The 18819-nt window shown below is 69.4% G+C and carries 16 protein-coding genes; 6 read left to right on the forward strand and 10 right to left on the reverse strand.

Going from position 1 to position 18819, the window contains the following annotated elements:
* Positions 1-41 precede the first annotated feature (41 nt).
* A complete protein-coding gene (locus tag ABC766_RS03575; protein ID WP_345821162.1) occupies positions 42-1727 on the reverse strand; it encodes a methyl-accepting chemotaxis protein in 1686 nt (561 codons plus the stop codon).
* A gap of 110 nt (positions 1728-1837) precedes the next feature.
* Complete coding sequence (locus tag ABC766_RS03580; protein ID WP_043383488.1) at positions 1838-3880, reverse strand: protein meaA; 2043 nt, start codon at positions 3878-3880, stop codon at positions 1838-1840.
* Positions 3881-4492: 612 nt separating this feature from the next.
* On the opposite strand from ABC766_RS03580, the gene ccrA reads away from it, so the two are divergent.
* Both ccrA and ABC766_RS03590 read left to right on the forward strand, forming a co-directional pair.
* Positions 4493-5779, forward strand: coding sequence for a crotonyl-CoA carboxylase/reductase (ccrA, locus tag ABC766_RS03585; RefSeq protein WP_043347875.1), 1287 nt, complete (start codon positions 4493-4495; stop codon positions 5777-5779).
* 171 nt (positions 5780-5950) lie between these two features.
* Positions 5951-6247, forward strand: coding sequence for an alkylphosphonate utilization protein (locus tag ABC766_RS03590; protein WP_043347877.1), 297 nt, complete (start codon positions 5951-5953; stop codon positions 6245-6247).
* 127 nt (positions 6248-6374) lie between these two features.
* On the opposite strand, the gene ABC766_RS03595 is transcribed toward ABC766_RS03590, so the two are convergent.
* Entirely contained in the window at positions 6375-6551 is a 177-nt protein-coding gene (locus ABC766_RS03595; protein ID WP_167380409.1) for a hypothetical protein, read from the reverse strand.
* Positions 6552-6745: 194 nt separating this feature from the next.
* Here ABC766_RS03595 and ABC766_RS03600 point away from each other — a divergent pair, with 194 nt between their 5' ends.
* On the forward strand, positions 6746-8227 hold the full coding sequence (locus ABC766_RS03600) for a S1 family peptidase (RefSeq protein WP_427902284.1): 1482 nt from the start codon (positions 6746-6748) through the stop codon (positions 8225-8227).
* Between the two features lie 123 nt (positions 8228-8350).
* Here ABC766_RS03600 and ABC766_RS03605 read toward each other — a convergent pair whose 3' ends face one another.
* The 7 genes from ABC766_RS03605 to ABC766_RS03635 form a co-directional block, all read right to left on the reverse strand.
* A complete protein-coding gene (locus ABC766_RS03605) occupies positions 8351-8506 on the reverse strand; it encodes a DUF3309 domain-containing protein (protein ID WP_085987623.1) in 156 nt (51 codons plus the stop codon).
* Positions 8507-8628: 122 nt separating this feature from the next.
* Entirely contained in the window at positions 8629-9678 is a 1050-nt protein-coding gene (locus ABC766_RS03610) for a cysteine synthase A (protein ID WP_345821164.1), read from the reverse strand.
* Positions 9679-9717: 39 nt separating this feature from the next.
* Complete coding sequence (locus tag ABC766_RS03615; protein WP_427902285.1) at positions 9718-10701, reverse strand: sulfate/molybdate ABC transporter ATP-binding protein; 984 nt, start codon at positions 10699-10701, stop codon at positions 9718-9720.
* A 58-nt stretch (positions 10702-10759) separates the two neighbouring features.
* Complete coding sequence (gene cysW, locus ABC766_RS03620; protein WP_075379821.1) at positions 10760-11641, reverse strand: sulfate ABC transporter permease subunit CysW; 882 nt, start codon at positions 11639-11641, stop codon at positions 10760-10762.
* Positions 11634-12488, reverse strand: coding sequence for a sulfate ABC transporter permease subunit CysT (gene cysT / locus ABC766_RS03625; RefSeq protein ID WP_043347891.1), 855 nt, complete (start codon positions 12486-12488; stop codon positions 11634-11636). Before cysT ends, cysW begins: the two co-directional genes overlap by 8 nt.
* Before the next feature lie 10 nt (positions 12489-12498).
* Entirely contained in the window at positions 12499-13509 is a 1011-nt protein-coding gene (locus tag ABC766_RS03630; protein WP_427902313.1) for a sulfate ABC transporter substrate-binding protein, read from the reverse strand.
* 403 nt (positions 13510-13912) lie between these two features.
* Positions 13913-14098, reverse strand: a complete 186-nt coding sequence (locus tag ABC766_RS03635) for a NepR family anti-sigma factor (RefSeq protein ID WP_345821166.1) — start codon at positions 14096-14098, stop codon at positions 13913-13915.
* Between the two features lie 191 nt (positions 14099-14289).
* Between ABC766_RS03635 and ABC766_RS03640 the strand changes: the two genes are divergently transcribed.
* From ABC766_RS03640 to fdxH, 3 genes are all read left to right on the forward strand, one after another.
* Positions 14290-14631 (forward strand): hypothetical protein, encoded by a 342-nt coding sequence (locus ABC766_RS03640; protein WP_053609177.1) that lies wholly within the window; start codon positions 14290-14292, stop codon positions 14629-14631.
* 156 nt (positions 14632-14787) lie between these two features.
* Positions 14788-17868, forward strand: a complete 3081-nt coding sequence (gene fdnG / locus ABC766_RS03645) for a formate dehydrogenase-N subunit alpha (RefSeq protein ID WP_345821167.1) — start codon at positions 14788-14790, stop codon at positions 17866-17868.
* 13 nt (positions 17869-17881) lie between these two features.
* Entirely contained in the window at positions 17882-18817 is a 936-nt protein-coding gene (fdxH, locus tag ABC766_RS03650; protein ID WP_043756175.1) for a formate dehydrogenase subunit beta, read from the forward strand.
* The last annotated feature ends 2 nt before the right edge of the window (positions 18818-18819 follow it).

Below are 18819 nucleotides of genomic sequence, written 5' to 3' on the forward strand. Positions count from 1 at the left end.
GCCGTCCTACGCGATCTGCCGCCCGACCGTCAGGGGGCGCCCTATGCCGCCCGCACCGTGGCGAGGAAGCGCGCGACCTCGGCCCCGAGATGCTCGGACTGGCGCGACATCTCGCTTGCGGCCCCGAGCACCTGGGCGGCGGCCGCACCGGTCTCTTCGGCGGAGTGGGCTAGGCTCGCGATCGTCCCGGTCACCGCGCCGGTGCCGACCGCTGCCTCGGCGACGTTGCGGACGATCTCCTGGGTGGCCGCACCCTGCTGCTCCACGGCTGCCGCGATGCTCGAGGCCACGTCGTCGATCTCGCGGATCCGTCGGCCGATCCCGTCGATCGCCGACGCGGCCTGCCCGGTGGAGGACTGGATCCGCCCGATCTGGCCGGTGATCTCCTCGGTGGCCCGGGCGGTCTGTTCGGCGAGCGCCTTCACCTCGGACGCCACCACCGCGAAGCCGCGTCCGGCGGTGCCGGCCCGGGCGGCCTCGATCGTGGCGTTGAGCGCCAGAAGGTTGGTCTGGGCGGCGATCCCAGAGATCAGCGCCACCACGTCGCCGACCTTCGCGGCCGCCGCGCTGAGATCGTGCACCAGCGCCACCGTGCTGGTCGCCTCCGCGACGGCGACCCGCGCCAGTTCCGCCGAGCCGCTGACCTGACGGCCGATCTCCTGCACGGACGAGCCCAGTTCCTCGGCGGCCGCCGCGACGGTGTTGACGTTGGCGGCGGCCTCGCTGGCGGCGACCGCGACGGTGCCGGACTGCCCGGCGGCATCCGACGCGCTACCGGTCAGCGACCGGGCGGTGGCCTCCAGCTCGGTGGCCGCCGCCGACACGCCGCCGACGATGCCGCCCACCGCCTGCTCGAAGGCGTCGGCCATGGCACGGGTCGCGGTCCGGCGCTGCGTCTCGGCATCCGCGCGGGCCAGCGCCGTCTCCGCCTCCAGGGCGCGCGAGCGGACGAGGTTGTCGCGGAACACCAGCACGGAGCCGGCCAGGGCTCCGATCTCGTCCCGCCGGCCCTGGCCCGGGATCCCCACTTCCGCGTCGCCCGCGGCGAGGCGCTGGGTCGCCGCCGCGATCGCCCGCAGCGGCCGGCTGACGCCGCGCAGCACCAGCACCATGGCGCCCAGCGCGACGAACAGCGCGAGCGCGGCGAGCACCAGCATGTTCCGGTTGGCGGCCGCGTAGGTCGCCTCGATCCGCGCGCCGCTCGCCTGCGAGCCGGCGGCGTTCAGGTCGACCAGCCGGTCCCATTCGGCCAGAACCCCGTTGATGCCGGTCGACATCGTGGTGTTGTAGATCCGCTGGCCACCGGCGACGTCGCCGGAGGCAGCCTTGTCCAGGGCTTCCGTCTGCAACGCCCTGTAGGCGTCCAGCTGGCGCCGGAGGGCCGCGTAGGCGTCGCGCTCAGCCTGCGTGAGCGGCTGCGCCTCGTAGCGGGCGAACTGCGCGGAGAGCTGTCCGTCGCGCTTGGCGATCGTGGCCGCGACCTCGGTCCGCAGCTCCGGCGTGTCGGCGGTGATCAACCGCCCGCCGTTGACCCGCTGCCGCATGATGATGACGCCGATCCGGCCGAGCGCGTCGGTCGCCGGCACGCGCACGTCGCGGAGTTCCGCCGCGGTGGCGTTGACGCTGCGCAGTTCCGTCAGGGAGAGGCCGCTCGTCGCGGCGATCAGGACAGCCAGTGCGGCGAGGCAGAATCCGAGCTTGGCCGCGATCGAGATGCCGGTGCGCATGTCGCTTCTTCCTCGGTCCCGAAGGGGGGACCGAGGACATCATGATGCGGAAACGGTTAAACTTGTTTGAGATATTGCAGGTGTCGATTCAACTTTAATGCCGCCGCGTCTCAGTAGACTTGAGCCTCCGCGCGCGGCTGGTCCGATGGGCCGTCCCGGCGCTCCAGGCCCTTCTCCACGACCTTGGCGAGCCCGACCATGATCTGGTCGATGGCGTAGTCCTTGGGCGTGTAGACGGCGCGGACGCCCATGTTCTTGAGGACCAGCTCATCCTCGGGCGAGATGATGCCGCCGACCACCACCGGGATGTGGTCGAGCCCTGCCTCGCGCATCTTGGCACGGACCTCCCGCACCAGCGGCACGTGGGAGCCCGACAGGATCGACAGGCCGACCACGTGGGCACCGGTCTCCTTGGCCTTCGCGACGATCTCGGCCGGTGTCTGGCGGATGCCGTCATAGGTGACGTCGAAGCCGACATCCCGCGCGCGGAGCGCGATCTGCTCGGCGCCGTTGGAGTGCCCGTCGAGGCCGGGCTTGCCGACGACGAGCTTGGGCGTCTCGCCGAGGCGCTCGCCGAGATCGGCGATCAGGAGCTTGGCGTCCTCGGCCGCGCCGCTGGAGACCGTCTCGAGTGTGACGCCGGTGGGCGCCCGGTACTCGCCGAAGACGTCCCGCAGGCGCGCGCCCCATTCGCCGGTGGTCACGCCGGCCTTCGCGGCCTCGATGGAGGGGGGCATGATGTTGGCGCCGGAGCGCGCCGCTTGCTCCAGGGCGTCGAGGGCCTGACCGACCGCGTTCGCGTCGCGGCGACCGCGCCATTCGCGGATGCGGGTCTGGGCCTCCATCTCCACGGTCTCGGAGACGGAGAAGATCGCCCCCTCACCGGCGGTGAGCGGCGAGGGCTCGCCCTGCTGCCACTTGTTGACGCCGACCACGATCTGCTCGCCGGCCTCGATGGCCGAGATCCGCCGGGCGTTCGACTCCACCAGCGCGCGCTTGAGCGCGCCGGTCTCCACCGCGGCGACGGCGCCGCCGATGCCGCCGATCCGCTCCAGCTCGGCCCGGGTCTGCGCCTTCAGCGCCTCGACCTTGGCCTCGATCACGTGGCTGCCGTCGAAGATGTCGTCGTATTCCAGCAGGTCGGTCTCGAAGGCCAGGATCTGCTGCATCCGCATGGACCATTGCTGGTCCCAGGGGCGCGGCAGGCCGAGGGCCTCGTTCCAGGCCGGCAGCTGCACCGCGCGGGCGCGGGCGCGCTTGGAGAGCGTCACCGCCAGCATCTCGATGAGGATGCGGTGGACGTTGTTCTCCGGCTGCTGCTCGGTGAGCCCGAGGGAGTTCACCTGCACGCCGTACCGGAAGATGCGCTTCTTCGGGTCGTCGATGCCGTAGCGCTCCTGGGCGATCTCGTCCCAGAGTTCCGAGAACGCCCGCATCTTGCAGATCTCGGTGACGAACCGGAGCCCTGCATTCACGAAGAACGAGATCCGTCCGAAGACGTCGGAGAAACTCGCGGCGTCGAATTCGGGATCGTCCCGCACGGTGTCGAGCACCGCGATGGCGATGGCCAGCGCGTAGGACAGCTCCTGGACCGGCGTCGCCCCCGCCTCCTGCAGGTGGTAGGAGCAGACGTTCATCGGGTTCCACTTCGGCACGTTCTTGGTCGTGAACAGGATCACGTCCTTGGTGAGCCGGAGGGACGGTGCGGGCGGGAACACGTAGGTCCCGCGCGACAGGTATTCCTTGATGATGTCGTTCTGGGTCGTGCCCTGGAGGGCGGCGAGCGGCGCCCCCTGCTCCTCGGCCACCGCGAGGTAGAGCGCCAGCAGCCACGGGGCCGTGGCGTTGATGGTCATCGAGGTGTTCATCTGGGCGAGCGGGATGTCCTGGAACAGGGTCCGCATGTCGCCGAGATGCGCGATCGAGACGCCGACCTTGCCGACCTCGCCGCGGGAGAGTTCGTGGTCGGGGTCGTAGCCGGTCTGGGTCGGCAGGTCGAAGGCCACCGACAGGCCGGTCTGGCCCTTGGCGAGGTTGCCCCGATAGAGCTTGTTGGACTCCGCCGCGGTCGAGTGCCCCGCATAGGTGCGGATGATCCAGGGCTTGTCGCGGCTCGACTTGTCGCTCTTGGTCTCGGCGACGCTCGCGCCCATTCCTCGCCTCCGTGTCATCTTTGTATCCGCGCTGGGCGCGGCCTTGCGGACACCGTAGCGAAGGCTTGGGCACGCGTCATCCGGGACGGAAGTGCAAGACGCCCCCCGCGGGCCTCCGCGGCCCATGAAAAAACTTGCCCGCCGGAGCAGCGGGATTTGAAGGCGGCGACGCGGGATCTCCCCGCAGGACCCTGTCCCATCCGGTCACGGATGGCGTCCCGCGCCGATCCCGATCAGCATCGTCGCTGCTGGTATAAAGTCTACCTGAACTGTTCTTCGCAGGAGCGGCCTTTGGTCTGGCGCGAGAGAACGCGTCAGAACAATGACTTAGAGCTGGCGAGGCTTGCGGGCGCCCGGGAGCAGCACAGGCCCGCGGTGGCGCCGCCGCGCAAGGTCTCGGGACCGGCGCCGTCATGGCGAGGGGCGAATAATACTTGGTCTGCCGGAAAGCCGATTTTGAATACGTGGCTGCCCGCCCTGTGCCGACGCCTTTTTCGTGTCGGAAACCATCGGGTTTCGACTTTCGGCCCACTTGGACGCCTCAGGCATCACCGCTATAGCGCGATGGAGAACCGCGGCCGTGAGAAACACGCGGGACGAGAGGAGAGCGAGATGGCGGCGAGCGCTGCGATCAGTCCGACGGGCGGGGAGGTCAAGGACCTCTACGAGATGGGTGAAATCCCGCCGCTGGGTCATGTGCCGGCCAAGATGTATGCCTGGGCGATCCGGCGCGAGCGGCACGGGCCGCCGGAACAGTCCCACCAGCTCGAAGTGCTGCCGGTCTGGGAGATCGGCGACGACGAGGTGCTGGTCTACGTCATGGCCGCGGGCGTGAACTACAACGGCGTCTGGGCCGGCCTCGGCGAACCGATCTCGCCCTTCGACGTGCACAAGGGCGAGTACCACATCGCCGGTTCGGACGCCTCCGGCATCGTCTGGAAGGTCGGCGCCAAGGTGAAGCGCTGGAAGGTCGGCGACGAGGTCATCGTCCACTGCAACCAGGACGACGGCGACGACGAGGAGTGCAACGGCGGCGACCCGATGTTCTCGCCGACCCAGCGGATCTGGGGCTACGAGACCGGGGACGGCTCCTTCGCGCAGTTCTGCCGGGTGCAGTCGCGCCAGCTGATGCACCGGCCGAAGCACCTCACCTGGGAGGAGGCGGCCTGCTACACGCTCACGCTGGCCACCGCCTACCGCATGCTGTTCGGCCACGCGCCGCACACGGTCCGGCCGGGCCAGAACGTGCTGATCTGGGGCGCCTCGGGCGGTCTCGGCGTGTTCGGCGTGCAGCTCTGCGCGGCGTCGGGCGCCAACGCCATCGCGGTGATCTCGGACGAGTCGAAGCGCGACTACGTGATGAGCCTCGGCGCCAAGGGCGTCATCAACCGCAAGGACTTCGACTGCTGGGGGCAGCTGCCGAAGGTGAACAGCCCCGAGTTCCACGCCTGGACCAAGGAGGCGCGGAAGTTCGGCAAGGCGATCTGGGACATCACCGGCAAGCAGGATGTCGACATCGTGTTCGAGCATCCCGGCGAGGCGACCTTCCCGGTCTCGGCGCTGGTGGTGAAGCGCGGCGGCATGGTGGTGTTCTGCGCCGGCACGACCGGCTTCAACATCACCTTCGACGCCCGCTACGTCTGGATGCGGCAGAAGCGCATCCAGGGCTCGCACTTCGCCCACCTCAAGCAGGCTTCGGCGGCGAACCAGTTCGTGCTCGACCAGCGGATCGACCCGTGCATGAGCGAGGTCTTCCCCTGGGACAAGATCCCCCAGGCCCACACCAAGATGTGGAAGAACCAGCACCCGCCGGGCAACATGGCCTGCCTCGTCAACTCCCCGCGCGCCGGCCTGCGCACGGTCGAGGACGTGATCGAGGCCGGCCCGCTGAAGCGGTAAGGCACTCCGTCGGGCCGGCCCGCCGCTCTCGCGCGGGGCCGGCCCGATCGGCTAAGCTCGCGGCGTCCCGCGCCGATTCGGCGACCGGTTCGGTGCGCCGGGACGCGCGCGGATGACGGGCCCACGAGATCCTGACAGGACCCGGCCCCGATCCGAACCCAGGGTACGGCTGTGAACGACGACGAGGCCTACGTCTACGACGCGGCGACGGGCGAATGGCTCCCGCCCGGGTCCGCGGCCGCGCCCCCCGAGAAGGCGGCGGTCCGCGACGCGGCCGGCAACGCCCTCGCCGACGGCGATTCGGTCACGCTGATCAAGGATCTGAAGGTCAAGGGCGCGAACCAGACCCTCAAGCAGGGCACGGTCATCCGGTCGATCCGGCTCACGGACGATCCGCACGAGATCGATTGCCGCCACGACACCATCAAGGGCTTGGTTCTGCGCACCGAATTCGTGCGCAAGCGCTGAATGGACGGCCTTACCGGGTCGGTCGGCGGCTGCCGGTGCGGCCTGGATCCGGCGTCTGAGCCGGACGCCCCGCTATCGCCGGCGCGGACGAATCGCGGCGACGCCGCATTCCTTGGCCGGCCTCCGGCTACCGGCGGCGCGTCTCATCCTGCGGCAGGTGGCGGCCATAGACTTCCTGTTTCTCCGCGCGCTCCTGGATCAGGTCGGCATAGGCCTGCCGCATCTCCGGAGAGACGCTGATGCTCTTGCCCTTGGCGGCCTTGCGCTTGGGCGCCTTCTTGAAGGTGGTGTTCGTGTCGCTCATGCCGGGCTCCGCGTCGAACCGTGACGGCATCGCATGGCCGGACGACCGATCCGGGAATCCGGCCGCCGCCCAGGACCGGACATCTGCCCTTTAGCGCATCGTCGCCCCGGACGCACGGTGGCCGGAGACGGATTGGTCTGGCCTGCCGCTGCGGCCTCTGCCAGGATCGCGACGACGGGGGTCGGGGGGCGGCGATGGATTCGGGTGATGCGTCGCGGTGTCGGCTCCCGGGCGCCTCGCGTGGCCGCTCCCGGCGCGTGACACCGCTCGCGATCCTGATCGCCCTCGGCCTTGGGCCGGTTCAGGCTCAGGACCGGCCGGTCCCGGCCCGTACCGCGCCGAGGCCGGCGCCGGTTGCCGTGGCTCCCGCCGATCCCGCCTTCGAGGCGGCGAAGGCGACCTTCGAGGCCCTGCCGGAGGCCGACCGCAAGGCGGTCCAGGACGCCCTGGTCTGGACCGGCGACTTCAACGCCGTGGTGTCGGGAGCCTTCGGGCGCCGGACCTTCGAGGCGCTCAACGCCTACGGCGCCCGGACCGGGGGAGCCGATGCCCTCGATCCCCACGGCCGGTCCGCGCTGCTGGCCGCCGGTGCCGCCGCGCGGAACGCGGCGCGCTTCCGCGTCGCGGTCGATTCCGGGAGCGGCGCCCTGTTGGGGGTGCCGGAGCGCCTGCTGGCGAAGCGCACCGCCCTCCCCTCCGGAACCCGCTGGCAGAGCCAGGACGGGCGCGTGACCCTGGAATCCCGCGCCTTCCCGCCCGGGACCGAGACCCTGGATTCCCTCTTCGAGAAGGCCACCGCGCCGCTCCCCGGCCGCAAGGTGACCTACAAGCTGCGGCGGCCGGACACCGTGGTGGTCACCGCCGAGACCGGGCCGGGATTGTCCTATATCCGCTATGCGTCCGGTCCGGAGGGTGTCCGCGGCTTCCTGTTCGGCTATGACCGCACCCTCGCGCCGGAGGTCGGCCGGCTCGTCATCGCCGTGGCGAATGCCTTCGTGCCGTTTCCGGACCCCGCCGCAGCGCCGGCCGCGCAGATGCCGGCAAGCCCCGGGACGCCAGCGGGGACCACCCGCGCCGCCGGCAATCCGGTGCCCCAGCCGCAGGCCCCCGCGCCCCTGAGGCCGGCGAGCCTGTCGTCCGCTCCGGCTTCGGGCGCCGGCCTCGTGGTGGCGCCAGGACGCGTGCTGACCGCCGCTGCCGTGCTGGACGGGTGCGCCCAGCCCCAGATCGGGTCGGCGCCGGCGCGTGTGCTCGCCACCGATCCGGCCGGCCTCGCGCTTCTCGAGGTGCAAGGCGCCCCCGCCCCGTTCCGCCCCGCAATCCGGACCGAGTCCGTCGCCGGCGAGGACAACCTGATCGCCCTCGCGCCGAGTCCCGATGGGGTCCTGGCCGCTCCCGGCGAGGCGCGCGGGGACGATGTGATCGCGGCGCTCCAACCCGGCTCCGGCGGCGCGCCGGTGCTCGACCGCGCGGGCAGGCTCGTCGGCCTCGTGGCCCGCTATCCCTCGGCGCCGCGCCGCGTCGCCGGGGTGGTCCCGCCCGCGCGCCTGCCGCTGGTGCCGGCGCGGGCGGTGGCGGCCTTCCTGGCCGCGCAAGGTCTTCCCGCGGCTGCACCGCGGCCGGAGGGCGGACCGGCCGCGGCCGCGCCGGCGGTGGTGGCGATCACCTGCCGCTAGCCGGCGCGCTGCCGGGACGGCCGCCGGCCGCCGGCCGCCTGACGGACCTGCGCCCGCCAGTTGGCCTGAGCGGACGGAGCGTCGGCAGGCCGGCGCGCGTCCGTCCAGGCGGAGAGGGTCGCCTTACAGCCGCCCGGTCGCCAGCAGGACGATCAGCACGATCAGGAGGATGCCGCCCAGGCCGAAGCCGGGTCCGCGATACGCACCGCCGCCGAGGAAGCCGCCGCCGCCGAAGGCCAGGATGATCAGGATGATGAGCAGAATGGTGACGAGGGACATCGGTCGCGTTCTCCGGACGGTCGCGCTGGTGCGAGCGTGACCGTTCAAACGCTGCGACATTCCGTTCCGTTCAACGCCAAGCTACGCTTTTATGCGGAAAAGTCCGGATGCGGTCCCCCGGCTCAGGCGTGCCAGTCCGGCAGGGGATCCTGCGGGGCGTCGAGCCAGCCTGGTACCGGCAGATTGCGCTCGGTGAGGAAGGCCGGGTTGAACAGCTTCGAGGCGTAACGGGCCGCCCCGTCGCACAGGATCGTCACGATGGTGTGGCCGGGCCCGAGTTCCCGGGCCAGCCGGATCGCCCCGGCGACGTTGATGCCCGACGAGCCGCCCAGCGACAGCCCCTCCTCCCGCATCAGCCCGAAGACGATGTCGAGGGCTTCGCGGTCCGGGATCCGGAAGGCGTGATCGGGGATGAAGCCTTCGAGGTTCCGGGTGATGCGCCCCTGGCCGATCCCCTCGGTGATCGAGCTGCCCTCGGCCTTCAGGGTCCCGGTTGTGTAATGCGCGTAGAGGGCCGAACCCTCCGGATCGGACAGCGCGATCCGCACCTGCGGGTTGCGGGCGCGCAAAGCCTCCGCGGTGCCGGCCAGCGTGCCGCCGGTCCCGGCCGCGCAGACGAAGCCGTCGACCCGGCCGCCGGTCTGCGCCCAGATTTCCGGGCCGGTGCCCTCCACATGGGCCTGCCGGTTGGCGACGTTGTCGAACTGGTCGGCGAAGAAGGCGCCCGCCGGCTCGGTGGCGGCGAGCTTTTCGGCGAGCCTCCGGGCCACGTGGACGTAATTGTTCGGATTGGCGAAGGGCACGGCCGGGACTTCCACCAGCCGGGCACCCGCGAGCCGTAGGGTCTGCTTCTTCTCCTCGGACTGCGTGACCGGGATGACGATCAGGGTCCGATAGCCGCGCACGGAAGCCACCAGGGCGAGGCCGATGCCGGTATTGCCGGCGGTGCCCTCCACGATGGTGCCGCCCGGCCGGATCAGGCCCTTCGCCTCCGCGTCCTGCACGATGGAGAGCGCCGCGCGGTCCTTCACCGACAGGCCGGGATTGAGGAACTCGGCCTTGCCGTAGATGTCGCAGCCGGTCGCCTCGGAGGCCCGGCGCAGGCGGATCAGCGGTGTCTGGCCGATGGCGGCCAGGACATCGGGTGCGGGTTCGCGACTCGGTACGGTCATGGACGGGAGCCTAGGATGCTGCGTTGCCGCTGGCGAGCGTCACCCGAACACGTGGCCGCCGTTGATCCGCAGGCCCACCGGGTGCCCGGCCGCGTAGCGGACCCCGTCGAAATCCTCCACCGCGAGCACGCGCCCCTCGGCATCGACCACCTCGATCCGCTGACGCCCCTGCGTCCTGTACGAGCTGCGCACGGTGCCGGAGAGATGCGCGGCCTCGGGCTCGGCGAGCTGCAACTGCCAGGGCCGGACATAGAGCTTGACCGGACCGATGGTCCCGGCCGGCGCCGCAACCGGCGTCTCCCGGCCCCGGACCGACACCCGGCCGCCCTCGGCGATGGCCTCCACCTCGACGGAATCGCCGAGGAACTTCATCACGGTGGCGGAGGCCGGGTTCTCCTGCACCTCGTCGGGGGTGCCCACCTGCTCCAGCCGCCCGCGGTCGAGCACCGCCACGCGGTCCGACAGCTCCAGGGCCTCGTCCTGGTCGTGGGTGACGAAGATCGTGGTCTGGCCGGTGCGGTCGTGGATCTCGCGCAGCCAGCGGCGCAGGTCCTTGCGGACCTGGGCATCCAGGGCGCCGAAGGGCTCGTCCAGCAGGAGGACCCGCGGCTCGACGGCGAGCGCCCGGGCGAGCGCCACCCGCTGGCGCTGGCCGCCGGAGAGCTGCGACGGGTAGCGATCGCCGAAGCCCGAGAGCCGGATCAGGTCGAGGAGGTCGCCGACCCGGCGCTTGATCTCGGCCTTGGCCGGCCGGTCGGCCCGGCGGCGCGCGTTCAGGCCGTAGGCAATGTTGTCGGCCACGCTCATGTGCTTGAACAGGGCGTAGTGCTGGAACACGAAGCCCACCGCGCGCTCCTGCACGGCGAGCCCGGTCGCGTCGTCGTCCCCGAACAGGATGCGTCCTCTGTCCGGCGCGTCGAGGCCGGCGATGATCCGCAGCAGCGTCGTCTTGCCCGAGCCCGAGGGGCCCAGCAATCCGATCAGCTCGCCCGCCCGCACGTCGAGGGAGAGGTCGTGCAGCACCGCGGCCGTGTCGAAGGTCTTCGAGACGTTCTCGACCCGGATGGCCGTGGATGGCCGGTCAGTGAGACCGGCCGCCCGCGAGCTCCCCCGCGAAGCGCCATTCGAGAACGGATTTGAGGACGAGGGTGATGAGGGCAAGGACGGCGAGGAGCGAAGCGACGGCGAATGCGGCGACGAAGTTGTACTCATTATAGAGGATCTCCACGTGGAGTGGGATGGTGTTGGTCAGGCCGCGGATGTGGCCCGACACCACCGACACCGCGCCGAATTCGCCCATCGCCCGGGCATTGCAGAGGAGCACGCTGTAGAGCAGGCCCCAGCGGATATTGGGCAGCGTCACCGTGCGGAACGCGTGCAGGCCCGAGGCGCCGAGCGTCAGCGCCGCCTCTTCCTCGGCGGTGCCCTGCTCCTGCATCAGCGGGATCAGCTCGCGGGCGACGAACGGGAAGGTCACGAACACTGTGGCGAGCACGATCCCCGGCAGCGCGAACAGGATCTGGATGCCGTGATCGATCAGCCAGGAGCCGAACAGGCCCTGCGAGCCGAACAGCAGCACGTAGATCATCCCCGAGACCACTGGCGAGACCGAGAACGGCAGGTCGATCAGGGTGATCAGCAGCGATTTGCCGGGGAACTCGAACTTGGCGATCGCCCAGGAGGCCGCCAGCCCGAACACCACGTTGAACGGCACCGCGATTGCCGCCACCGTGAGCGTCAGGCGGATCGCGCTCCAGGCGTCGGGCTCGCGGAACGCGTCTAGGAAGGCGCCGAGCCCCTTCGAGAAGGCCTGGATGAAGACCGCGAACAGCGGCAGAACCAGGAACAGCGCCAGGAACGCCACCGCGATCCCGATCAGGACCGTGCGGGTCGCGGCTCCCTCTGAGGCGACCGGAGCCTGCTTGGTGGCCGGCACGAAGGCGGGCGAGAAGATCTCAGACATAGCCGAACCGCCTCCGTGACCAGGCCTGGATCAGGTTGATGGCCAGCAGCGTCAGGAACGAGATCCCGAGCATGATCGTGGCGATGGCCGCCGCGCCCCCGTAATCGAACTCGGAGAGCTTGATGACGATCAGCAGCGGCGCGATCTCCGACACATAGGGCAGGTTGCCGGCGATGAAGATGATCGAGCCGTACTCGCCGACGCCCCGGGCGAAGGCCAGGGCGAAGCCGGTGAGCACAGCCGGAATCAGCGGCGGCAGCACGACCCTGGTCAGGGTGGCGAACCGCGTCGCCCCGAGGGTCGCGGAGGCCTCTTCGATCTCCTTGTCGATCTCGGCGATCAGCGGCTGGACGGTCCGCACGGCGAAGGGCAGGCCGATGAACACCATGGCGATGAAGATGCCCAACGGCGTGTAGGCCGCCTGGATGCCGAGGCGTGCGAGGGGCGCGCCGAGCAGCCCGTCCGGCGCGTAGAGCGAGGCGAGCGCGATACCGGCGACCGCGGTCGGCAGCGCGAAGGGCAGGTCGACCGCCGCGTCGACCAGCTTGCGGCCGGGGAAGCGGTAGCGGGTCAGAACCCAGGCCACGAGGAAGCCGAAGGTCGAGGCCACGAGGGCCGCGAGCGCCGAGACGCCGAAGCTGATCCGCAGGGCGCTCGCCACCCGCGGGTCGGTGGCGACGTCCCAGATGCCGGACAGGCCCAGCCCCGACGCCTTCACCACCAGCCCGGCGAGCGGCAGGAGCACGATCAGCCCCAGGCAGGTCAGGGTGTAGCCGAAGCTGATCCCGAAGCCCGGGATCACGCTCGGCCGACGGAATGTCCATCGGGGGCGGTGCGTCTCGACCATGATGCGCCCTTCAGCGGCCGGCCCGGCTCAGCCGATCGAACAGACCGCCGGCATCGAAGTTCCGCTTCTGGATCTCGTCCCAGGAGCCCTGGAGATCCTCGATCTTGAACAGCTTGATGTCGGGCAGCTGTGCGAGGTCGGCCTGGGCGGCCGCCTCCCGGCGGATCGGCCGGTAATGGTGCTTGGCGAAGATCGCCTGGGCGCGGTCGGTGTAGAGGAAGTCGAGATAGGCCTGCGCGGCCTTGGTGGTACCCTTCCGCTCGGCGTTGACCGCCACGAGGGCCACCGGCGGCTCGGCGTAGATCGAGCTCGGCGGCGAGACGATGTCGAACTTGTCGGCCCCGAATTCCTGGAGCACGAGGTAGGCCTCGTTCTCCCAGGTGGGGAGCACGTCGCCGAGCCCGCGCTGGGCGAAGGTCACGGTCGAGCCGCGGGCGCCGGTGTCGAGCACCGGGACGTTCTTGTAGACCTGCCCGACGAAGGCGTCGGCCTTGGCGGCGTCCTTGTCGGTCCCGTAGGCGTAGCCCCAGGCGGCGAGGAAGTTCCAGCGCCCGCCGGCGGACGTCTTCGGGTTCGGGGTGATCACCTTGACGTCGGGCTTGATCAGGTCGGCCCAGTCCTTGATGCCCTTCGGGTTGCCCTTGCGGACGAGGAACACCACCGTCGAGGTGTAGGGCGTGGCGGTGTTGGGCAGCTTGCTGCGCCAATCCTCCGGGATCTTGTGCGTGAGCTTGGCGATCGCGTCGATGTCGGACGGGATGCCGAGGGTGACCACGTCGGCGTCGACGCCGTCGATCACCGTGCGCGCCTGCGCCCCCGACCCGCCATGCGAGGCCCGTATCGTGATCGCTTCGCCGGTCTTCGCCTTCCACTCCTCCGCGAAGGCGGCGTTGATCTCCCGATAGAGCTCGCGGGTCGGATCGTACGAGACGTTGAGGAGCGCGGTCTCGGCCGTGGCCGGCAGCACGCAGGCCCACAGGCCGGCACCCGCCAGCAGGGAGAACCCGATCGCCCGGGCCATCCGGCCGCGACCTACAGCGTTCTTCATCACGTCCGATCCCCCGCCATGCGCGATTGCGATCCAGGGGACCTGCATCCCCAGAGGCCGGAAATCGTTCTTTTTACCGAACGAAGTCAAGACTCGGACGCGGACACGCGGGATGGCATCGCTCGCTCAGGAATGGCGTCGTCGGCCAGAATGCAAGGCGGATCAGCGCAGTAGGCCGCCAGAACGCATGGATCTTCTCCGGATCTCCGCGACAGGAGAAGAATCGCAATGCCGGATCGGGTTTCTCAGAACGAACAATCTTATGTGCGATAGCGCACTTGAGTGGGCCTCGGCCCGGGAGGCGCGGGCGGTGCGACGCGAGGTCCCTGCCCTGTCCCATCCGGATGTCCGGCGATCGCGCCGGTGGCGGGCTGCGTCAGCGCTTCGGCTTGCTGAGCTGGGCGATCAGGGCCTTGAGGCGCTCGTCGACGGGGGCCGACAGCGTATCGGTATAGAGCGTGCGCAGCGTCTGGCCGAGATGGCGGCGGACGCCGGGGGGGAGCGGCGCTGCGTCTGGAATCTGTTCGAGTTCGGAGGCGCGCTCCGAATGCGGCTTCGACATGATGGGGCGATCCTCGCACCTGCCAGCACGCAGCGTTGCAGGGCGTGGTTAAGGAGCCGTCACCGACGCCGGCGCATCGACGGGTCGTCCGATCCGGCGGCCTCTCGGAGGGGCGGTGTCGCAGGCCGGAACTGGGGCGGTGCAGGGCACGTTGCTCGCGCATCCCCCTCCCCGTTCCCCGGAGACGTCCCTTGCCTCGCTCGATTCCCCTGATGATGCTGGTGCTCTTCGGGGCGGTGACGGTCGGCACCCCGTGCCTCGCGCAGACCAAGCCGGGCGAGATCAAGGGGGTCGACGCGATGGGCGACAAATCCCGCAGCGCCCAGGACGGTTGGAGCCAGGCGCCGGTTCCCCGCGAGCAATCGGCCGCCAAGGATGCGCCGGACCCGGGCGGCCAATCGACTAAGGAAAACGCCAACCGCCCGGTTCCGCAGGCCAATCCCGGCGGCTCGTCCGCCACGGAGCCGCAGGCTCCCCTGGAGCACCGCACGGCGAGCCCCTCGGGGATGAATCCGGCGATCCCCAGCAAGTAAAGAAATCGTTTCTCGGCAGGATGATACCGGCTCGGACGAACGTGGTGCTTCGTCCGAGACACAGGGACTTGCTGTGTCACGCAACCGCACTTGCCTCGCGCGGGCTTTTTTGGGACACCCTGGAATTATACCAGATCGCTTTTCTGTGAGGCGGAGATGACTGTCCAGGTCTCAAGGCGTGGCCTGCTCAAGGGGGCCGGCGCCGGCCTCGCGGGCGGCTCGCTGGGTGCCCTCGGGTTCGGGGGACTCGAGCCCGCTATGGCCGCCGCGGTGCGGCCCTTCAAGCTCGCGCAGATGCGCGAGACCCGCAACACGTGCCCGTATTGCTCGGTCGCGTGTGGCGTCATCCTGTACAGCCTGGGCGATCGCTCGAAGAACGCGCGCTCCTCGGTGATGCACATCGAGGGTGACCCCGATCATCCGATCAACCGCGGCACGCTCTGCCCCAAGGGCTCGGCGCTCCTCGACTTCGTGCACGCCGAGACCCGGACCAAGTACCCGCTCCATCGCGCCCCGGGCTCCTCGGAGTTCAAGCGCGTCTCCTGGGACTTCGCCCTCGACCGGATCGCGAAGCTCATGAAGGAGGACCGCGACCAGAACTTCGTGGCCAAGAACGGCGATCTCACGGTCAACCGCTGGACCACGACCGGATTCCTGGCGGCCTCGGCCACGACCAACGAGACGGCGTGGCTGACCTACAAGACCGTCCGAAGCATGGGGGCCCTGGTCTTCGACAATCAGGCCAGGGTTTGACACGGTCCGTCGGTCGCCAGTTTGGCGCCCTCCTTCGGACGCGGTGCGATGACCAACCTCTGGATGGACATCAAGCACGCGGACGTGATCACCGTGATGGGCGGCAATGCCGCCGAGGCTCACCCCTGCGGCTTCAAGTGGGTCGTCGAGGCGAAGGCCCATAACAACGCCAAGCTGATCGTCGTCGATCCGCGCTTCACCCGCACGGCGTCGGTGGCCGATCTCTACTGCCCGATCCGGCAGGGGACCGACATCGCGTTCCTGTCGGGCGTGGCCAAGTACCTGCTCGACAACGACAAGCTGCAGCACCGCTACGTCTCCGCCTACACCAACGCCGGGTACGTGGTCCGCGAGGGCTACGACTTCAGCGAGGGTCTGTTCGCGGGCTACGACGCGGACAAGCGCGACTACGACAAGACCACCTGGGACTACGAGATCGGTCCCGACGGCTACGCCGTGGTCGACGAGACGCTGCAGCACCCGCGCTGCGTCATGCAGCTGCTGAAGAAGCACGTGGCGCTCTACACGCCCGAGATGGTGGAGAAGATCTGCGGCTCGCCCAAGGAGACCTTCCTCAAGGTCTGCGAGCTGATCGCCACGACGGCCGCGCCCGACCGGGTGATGACGTCGCTCTATGCGCTCGGCTGGACGCACCATTCCAAGGGCTCGCAGAACATCCGCTCGATGTGCATCGTGCAGACGCTGCTGGGCAACATCGGCATGCTGGGCGGTGGCATGAACGCCCTGCGCGGCCACTCCAACATCCAGGGGCTGACCGATATCGGGCTGATGAGCAATCTCATCCCCGGGTATCTGAACATCCCCGTGGAGAAGGAGCCCGACTACGCGAGCTACATCGCCAAGCGGCAGTTCAAGCCGCTGCGCCCGGGGCAGACGAGCTACTGGCAGAACTACAACAAGTTCTTCGTCTCGTTCCAGAAGGCGATGTGGGGCGACAAGGCCCAGAAGGAGAACGACTGGGCCTACGACTACCTGCCCAAGCTCGACGTGCCGACCTACGACGTGCTGCGTGGGTTCGAGCTCGCCAAGCAGGGCAAGATGACCGGCTACGTCATCCAGGGCTTCAACCCCCTGCTGTCGTTCCCGAACCGCGCCAAGATGACGGAAGCCTTCTCCAAGATGAAATTCTTGGTGGTGATGGATCCGCTCAAGACCGAGACGGCGCGGTTCTGGGAGAACCACGGCGAGTACAACGACGTCGATCCGACCAAGATCCAGACCGAGGTGTTCGAACTGCCGACCACCCTGTTCGTGGAGGAGGAAGGCTCGCTGTCGAACTCCAGCCGGTGGCTGCAATGGCACTGGCAGGCCCAGGACGCGCCGGGTGAGTGCCGCTCCGACATCGAGATCATGTCGGAGATCTTCCTGCGCATCCGCGGAGCCTACAAGAAGGACGGCGGGGCCTTCTCCGACCCCATCGTCAATCTGAAGTGGGACTACGCGATCGCCGAGTCGCCGACGCCCACGGAGCTCGCCCGCGAGCTCAACGGCTACACGCTCGCGCCGACGCCGGATCTCAACGGGACCGTCATCCCGGCGGGCAAGCAGGTCGACGGCTTCGCCCAGCTCAAGGACGACGGCACCACGGCCTGCGGCTGCTGGATCTACTCGGGCTGCTACACCGAGAAGGGCAACATGATGGCCCGCCGGGACAACACCGATCCCGGCGATCGCGGCATCGCGCCCAACTGGGCCTTCGCGTGGCCGGCCAACCGGCGCGTGCTCTACAACCGCGCCTCGTGCGACCCCGAGGGTCGTCCGTGGTCGGAGAAGAAGAAGCTCATCGAGTGGAACGGCAAGCAGTGGATCGGCTTCGACGTGCCGGATTACGGCGTCACCGTCGCCCCCGATAAGGGCGTCGGTCCGTTCATCCTCAACCAGGAGGGCGTCGCCCGCCTGTGGACCCGCGGACTCATGCGCGACGGGCCGTTCCCGACGCACTACGAGCCCTTCGAGTCCCCGGTGCAGAACGTCGCCTTCCCGAAGATCAAGGGCGCGCCCGCGGCCCGCATCTTCAAGGACGATTTGGCCGATCTCGGCGATGCGAAGGACTTCCCCTACGCGGCGACGAGCTACCGCCTGACCGAGCACTTCCACGGCTGGACCAAGCACGCCCGGATCAACGCGATCCTCCAGCCGGAGGCCTTCGTGGAGATCTCGGAGGAACTCGCCAAGGAGAAGGGCATCGCCAAGGGCGGCTGGGTCCGCGTCTGGTCGAAGCGCGGCTCCCTGAAGGCGAAGGCCGTGGTGACGAAGCGCATCAAGCCGCTGATCTGCGACGGCAAGCCGGTCCACGTCGTCGGCATCCCGCAGCACTGGGGCTTCATGGGCCACACCAAGAAAGGATGGCACCCGAACTCGCTCACGCCGGTCGTGGGCGACGCGAACACCGAGACGCCGGAGTTCAAGGCTTGGCTCGTGAATATCGAGCCGACCACGCCTCCGTCCGATGCCGTCGCGTAAGGGGAGCTGAATCATGGCTGACTACAGCTCCCTCGACATCCGCCAGCGTTCCGCCTCCACGGAGACGCCGCCGGAGATCCGCCGCCAGGTGGAGGTCGCCAAGCTCATCGACGTGTCGAAGTGCATCGGCTGCAAGGCCTGCCAATCGGCCTGCGAGGAGTGGAACGACCTCCGCGACGATATCGGCGTCAACACGGGCACGTATCAGAACCCCCACGACCTCACCCCGAAGTCGTGGACCCTGATGCGGTTCACCGAGTACGAGAACCCCGAGACCCAGAACCTCGAATGGCTGATCCGCAAGGACGGCTGCATGCACTGCACCGAGCCGGGCTGCCTGAAGGCCTGCCCGTCCCCCGGCGCGATCGTGCAGTACTCCAACGGCATCGTCGACTTCATCGAGGAGAACTGCATCGGCTGCGGCTATTGCGTGAAGGGTTGCCCCTTCAACATCCCGCGCATCAGCCAGACCGACCACAAGGCGTACAAGTGCACCCTGTGCTCGGACCGGGTGGCGGTGGGTCAGGCTCCGGCCTGCGCCAAGGCCTGCCCGACCGGCTCGATCATGTTCGGCACCAAGCAGGCCATGATCGACCAGGCGCATGACCGCGTCGAGGATCTGAAGTCGCGCGGCTTCGCGCATGCCGGCCTCTACGACCCGGCCGGCGTCGGCGGCACGCACGTCATGTACGTGCTGCACCACGCCGACCAGCCGAGCCTCTACGCCGGTCTGCCGAACGACCCGAAGATCTCGCCGCTCGTCGCCTTCTGGAAGGGCGGAGCCAAGGTGTTCGGTCTCGCCGCCATGGGCTTCGCCGCGGTGGCGGGCTTCTTCCACTACGTGACGGCCGGCCCCAACGAGGTCGTGCCCGAAGAGGAGGAAGAGGCGGTCGAATACGACGAGGCCAAGCGCCGGGAGACCGGCGGCGGCGAGGCCCGGCCGCACTGAGA

Origin of the sequence: Methylobacterium fujisawaense (genome assembly GCF_039619325.1) — a bacterium.
GTDB lineage: Bacteria > Pseudomonadota > Alphaproteobacteria > Rhizobiales > Beijerinckiaceae > Methylobacterium > Methylobacterium fujisawaense.

What these genes read in the sequence shown, in the direction of transcription:
- fdxH (WP_043756175.1), top strand. Translation starts at nt 17,882, where the DNA reads ATGGCTGACTACAGCTCCCTCGACATCCGCCAGCGTTCCGCCTCCACG.
- ccrA (WP_043347875.1), top strand. Translation starts at nt 4,493, where the DNA reads ATGGCGGCGAGCGCTGCGATCAGTCCGACGGGCGGGGAGGTCAAGGAC.
- ABC766_RS03605 (WP_085987623.1), bottom strand. Translation starts at nt 8,506, where the DNA reads ATGTCCCTCGTCACCATTCTGCTCATCATCCTGATCATCCTGGCCTTC.
- ABC766_RS03580 (WP_043383488.1), bottom strand. Translation starts at nt 3,880, where the DNA reads ATGGGCGCGAGCGTCGCCGAGACCAAGAGCGACAAGTCGAGCCGCGAC.
- ABC766_RS03610 (WP_345821164.1), bottom strand. Translation starts at nt 9,678, where the DNA reads ATGACCGTACCGAGTCGCGAACCCGCACCCGATGTCCTGGCCGCCATC.
- ABC766_RS03595 (WP_167380409.1), bottom strand. Translation starts at nt 6,551, where the DNA reads ATGAGCGACACGAACACCACCTTCAAGAAGGCGCCCAAGCGCAAGGCC.
- cysW (WP_075379821.1), bottom strand. Translation starts at nt 11,641, where the DNA reads ATGTCTGAGATCTTCTCGCCCGCCTTCGTGCCGGCCACCAAGCAGGCT.
- cysT (WP_043347891.1), bottom strand. Translation starts at nt 12,488, where the DNA reads ATGGTCGAGACGCACCGCCCCCGATGGACATTCCGTCGGCCGAGCGTG.
- ABC766_RS03635 (WP_345821166.1), bottom strand. Translation starts at nt 14,098, where the DNA reads ATGTCGAAGCCGCATTCGGAGCGCGCCTCCGAACTCGAACAGATTCCA.
- ABC766_RS03600 (WP_427902284.1), top strand. Translation starts at nt 6,746, where the DNA reads ATGGATTCGGGTGATGCGTCGCGGTGTCGGCTCCCGGGCGCCTCGCGT.
- ABC766_RS03630 (WP_427902313.1), bottom strand. Translation starts at nt 13,509, where the DNA reads ATGGCCCGGGCGATCGGGTTCTCCCTGCTGGCGGGTGCCGGCCTGTGG.
- ABC766_RS03575 (WP_345821162.1), bottom strand. Translation starts at nt 1,727, where the DNA reads ATGCGCACCGGCATCTCGATCGCGGCCAAGCTCGGATTCTGCCTCGCC.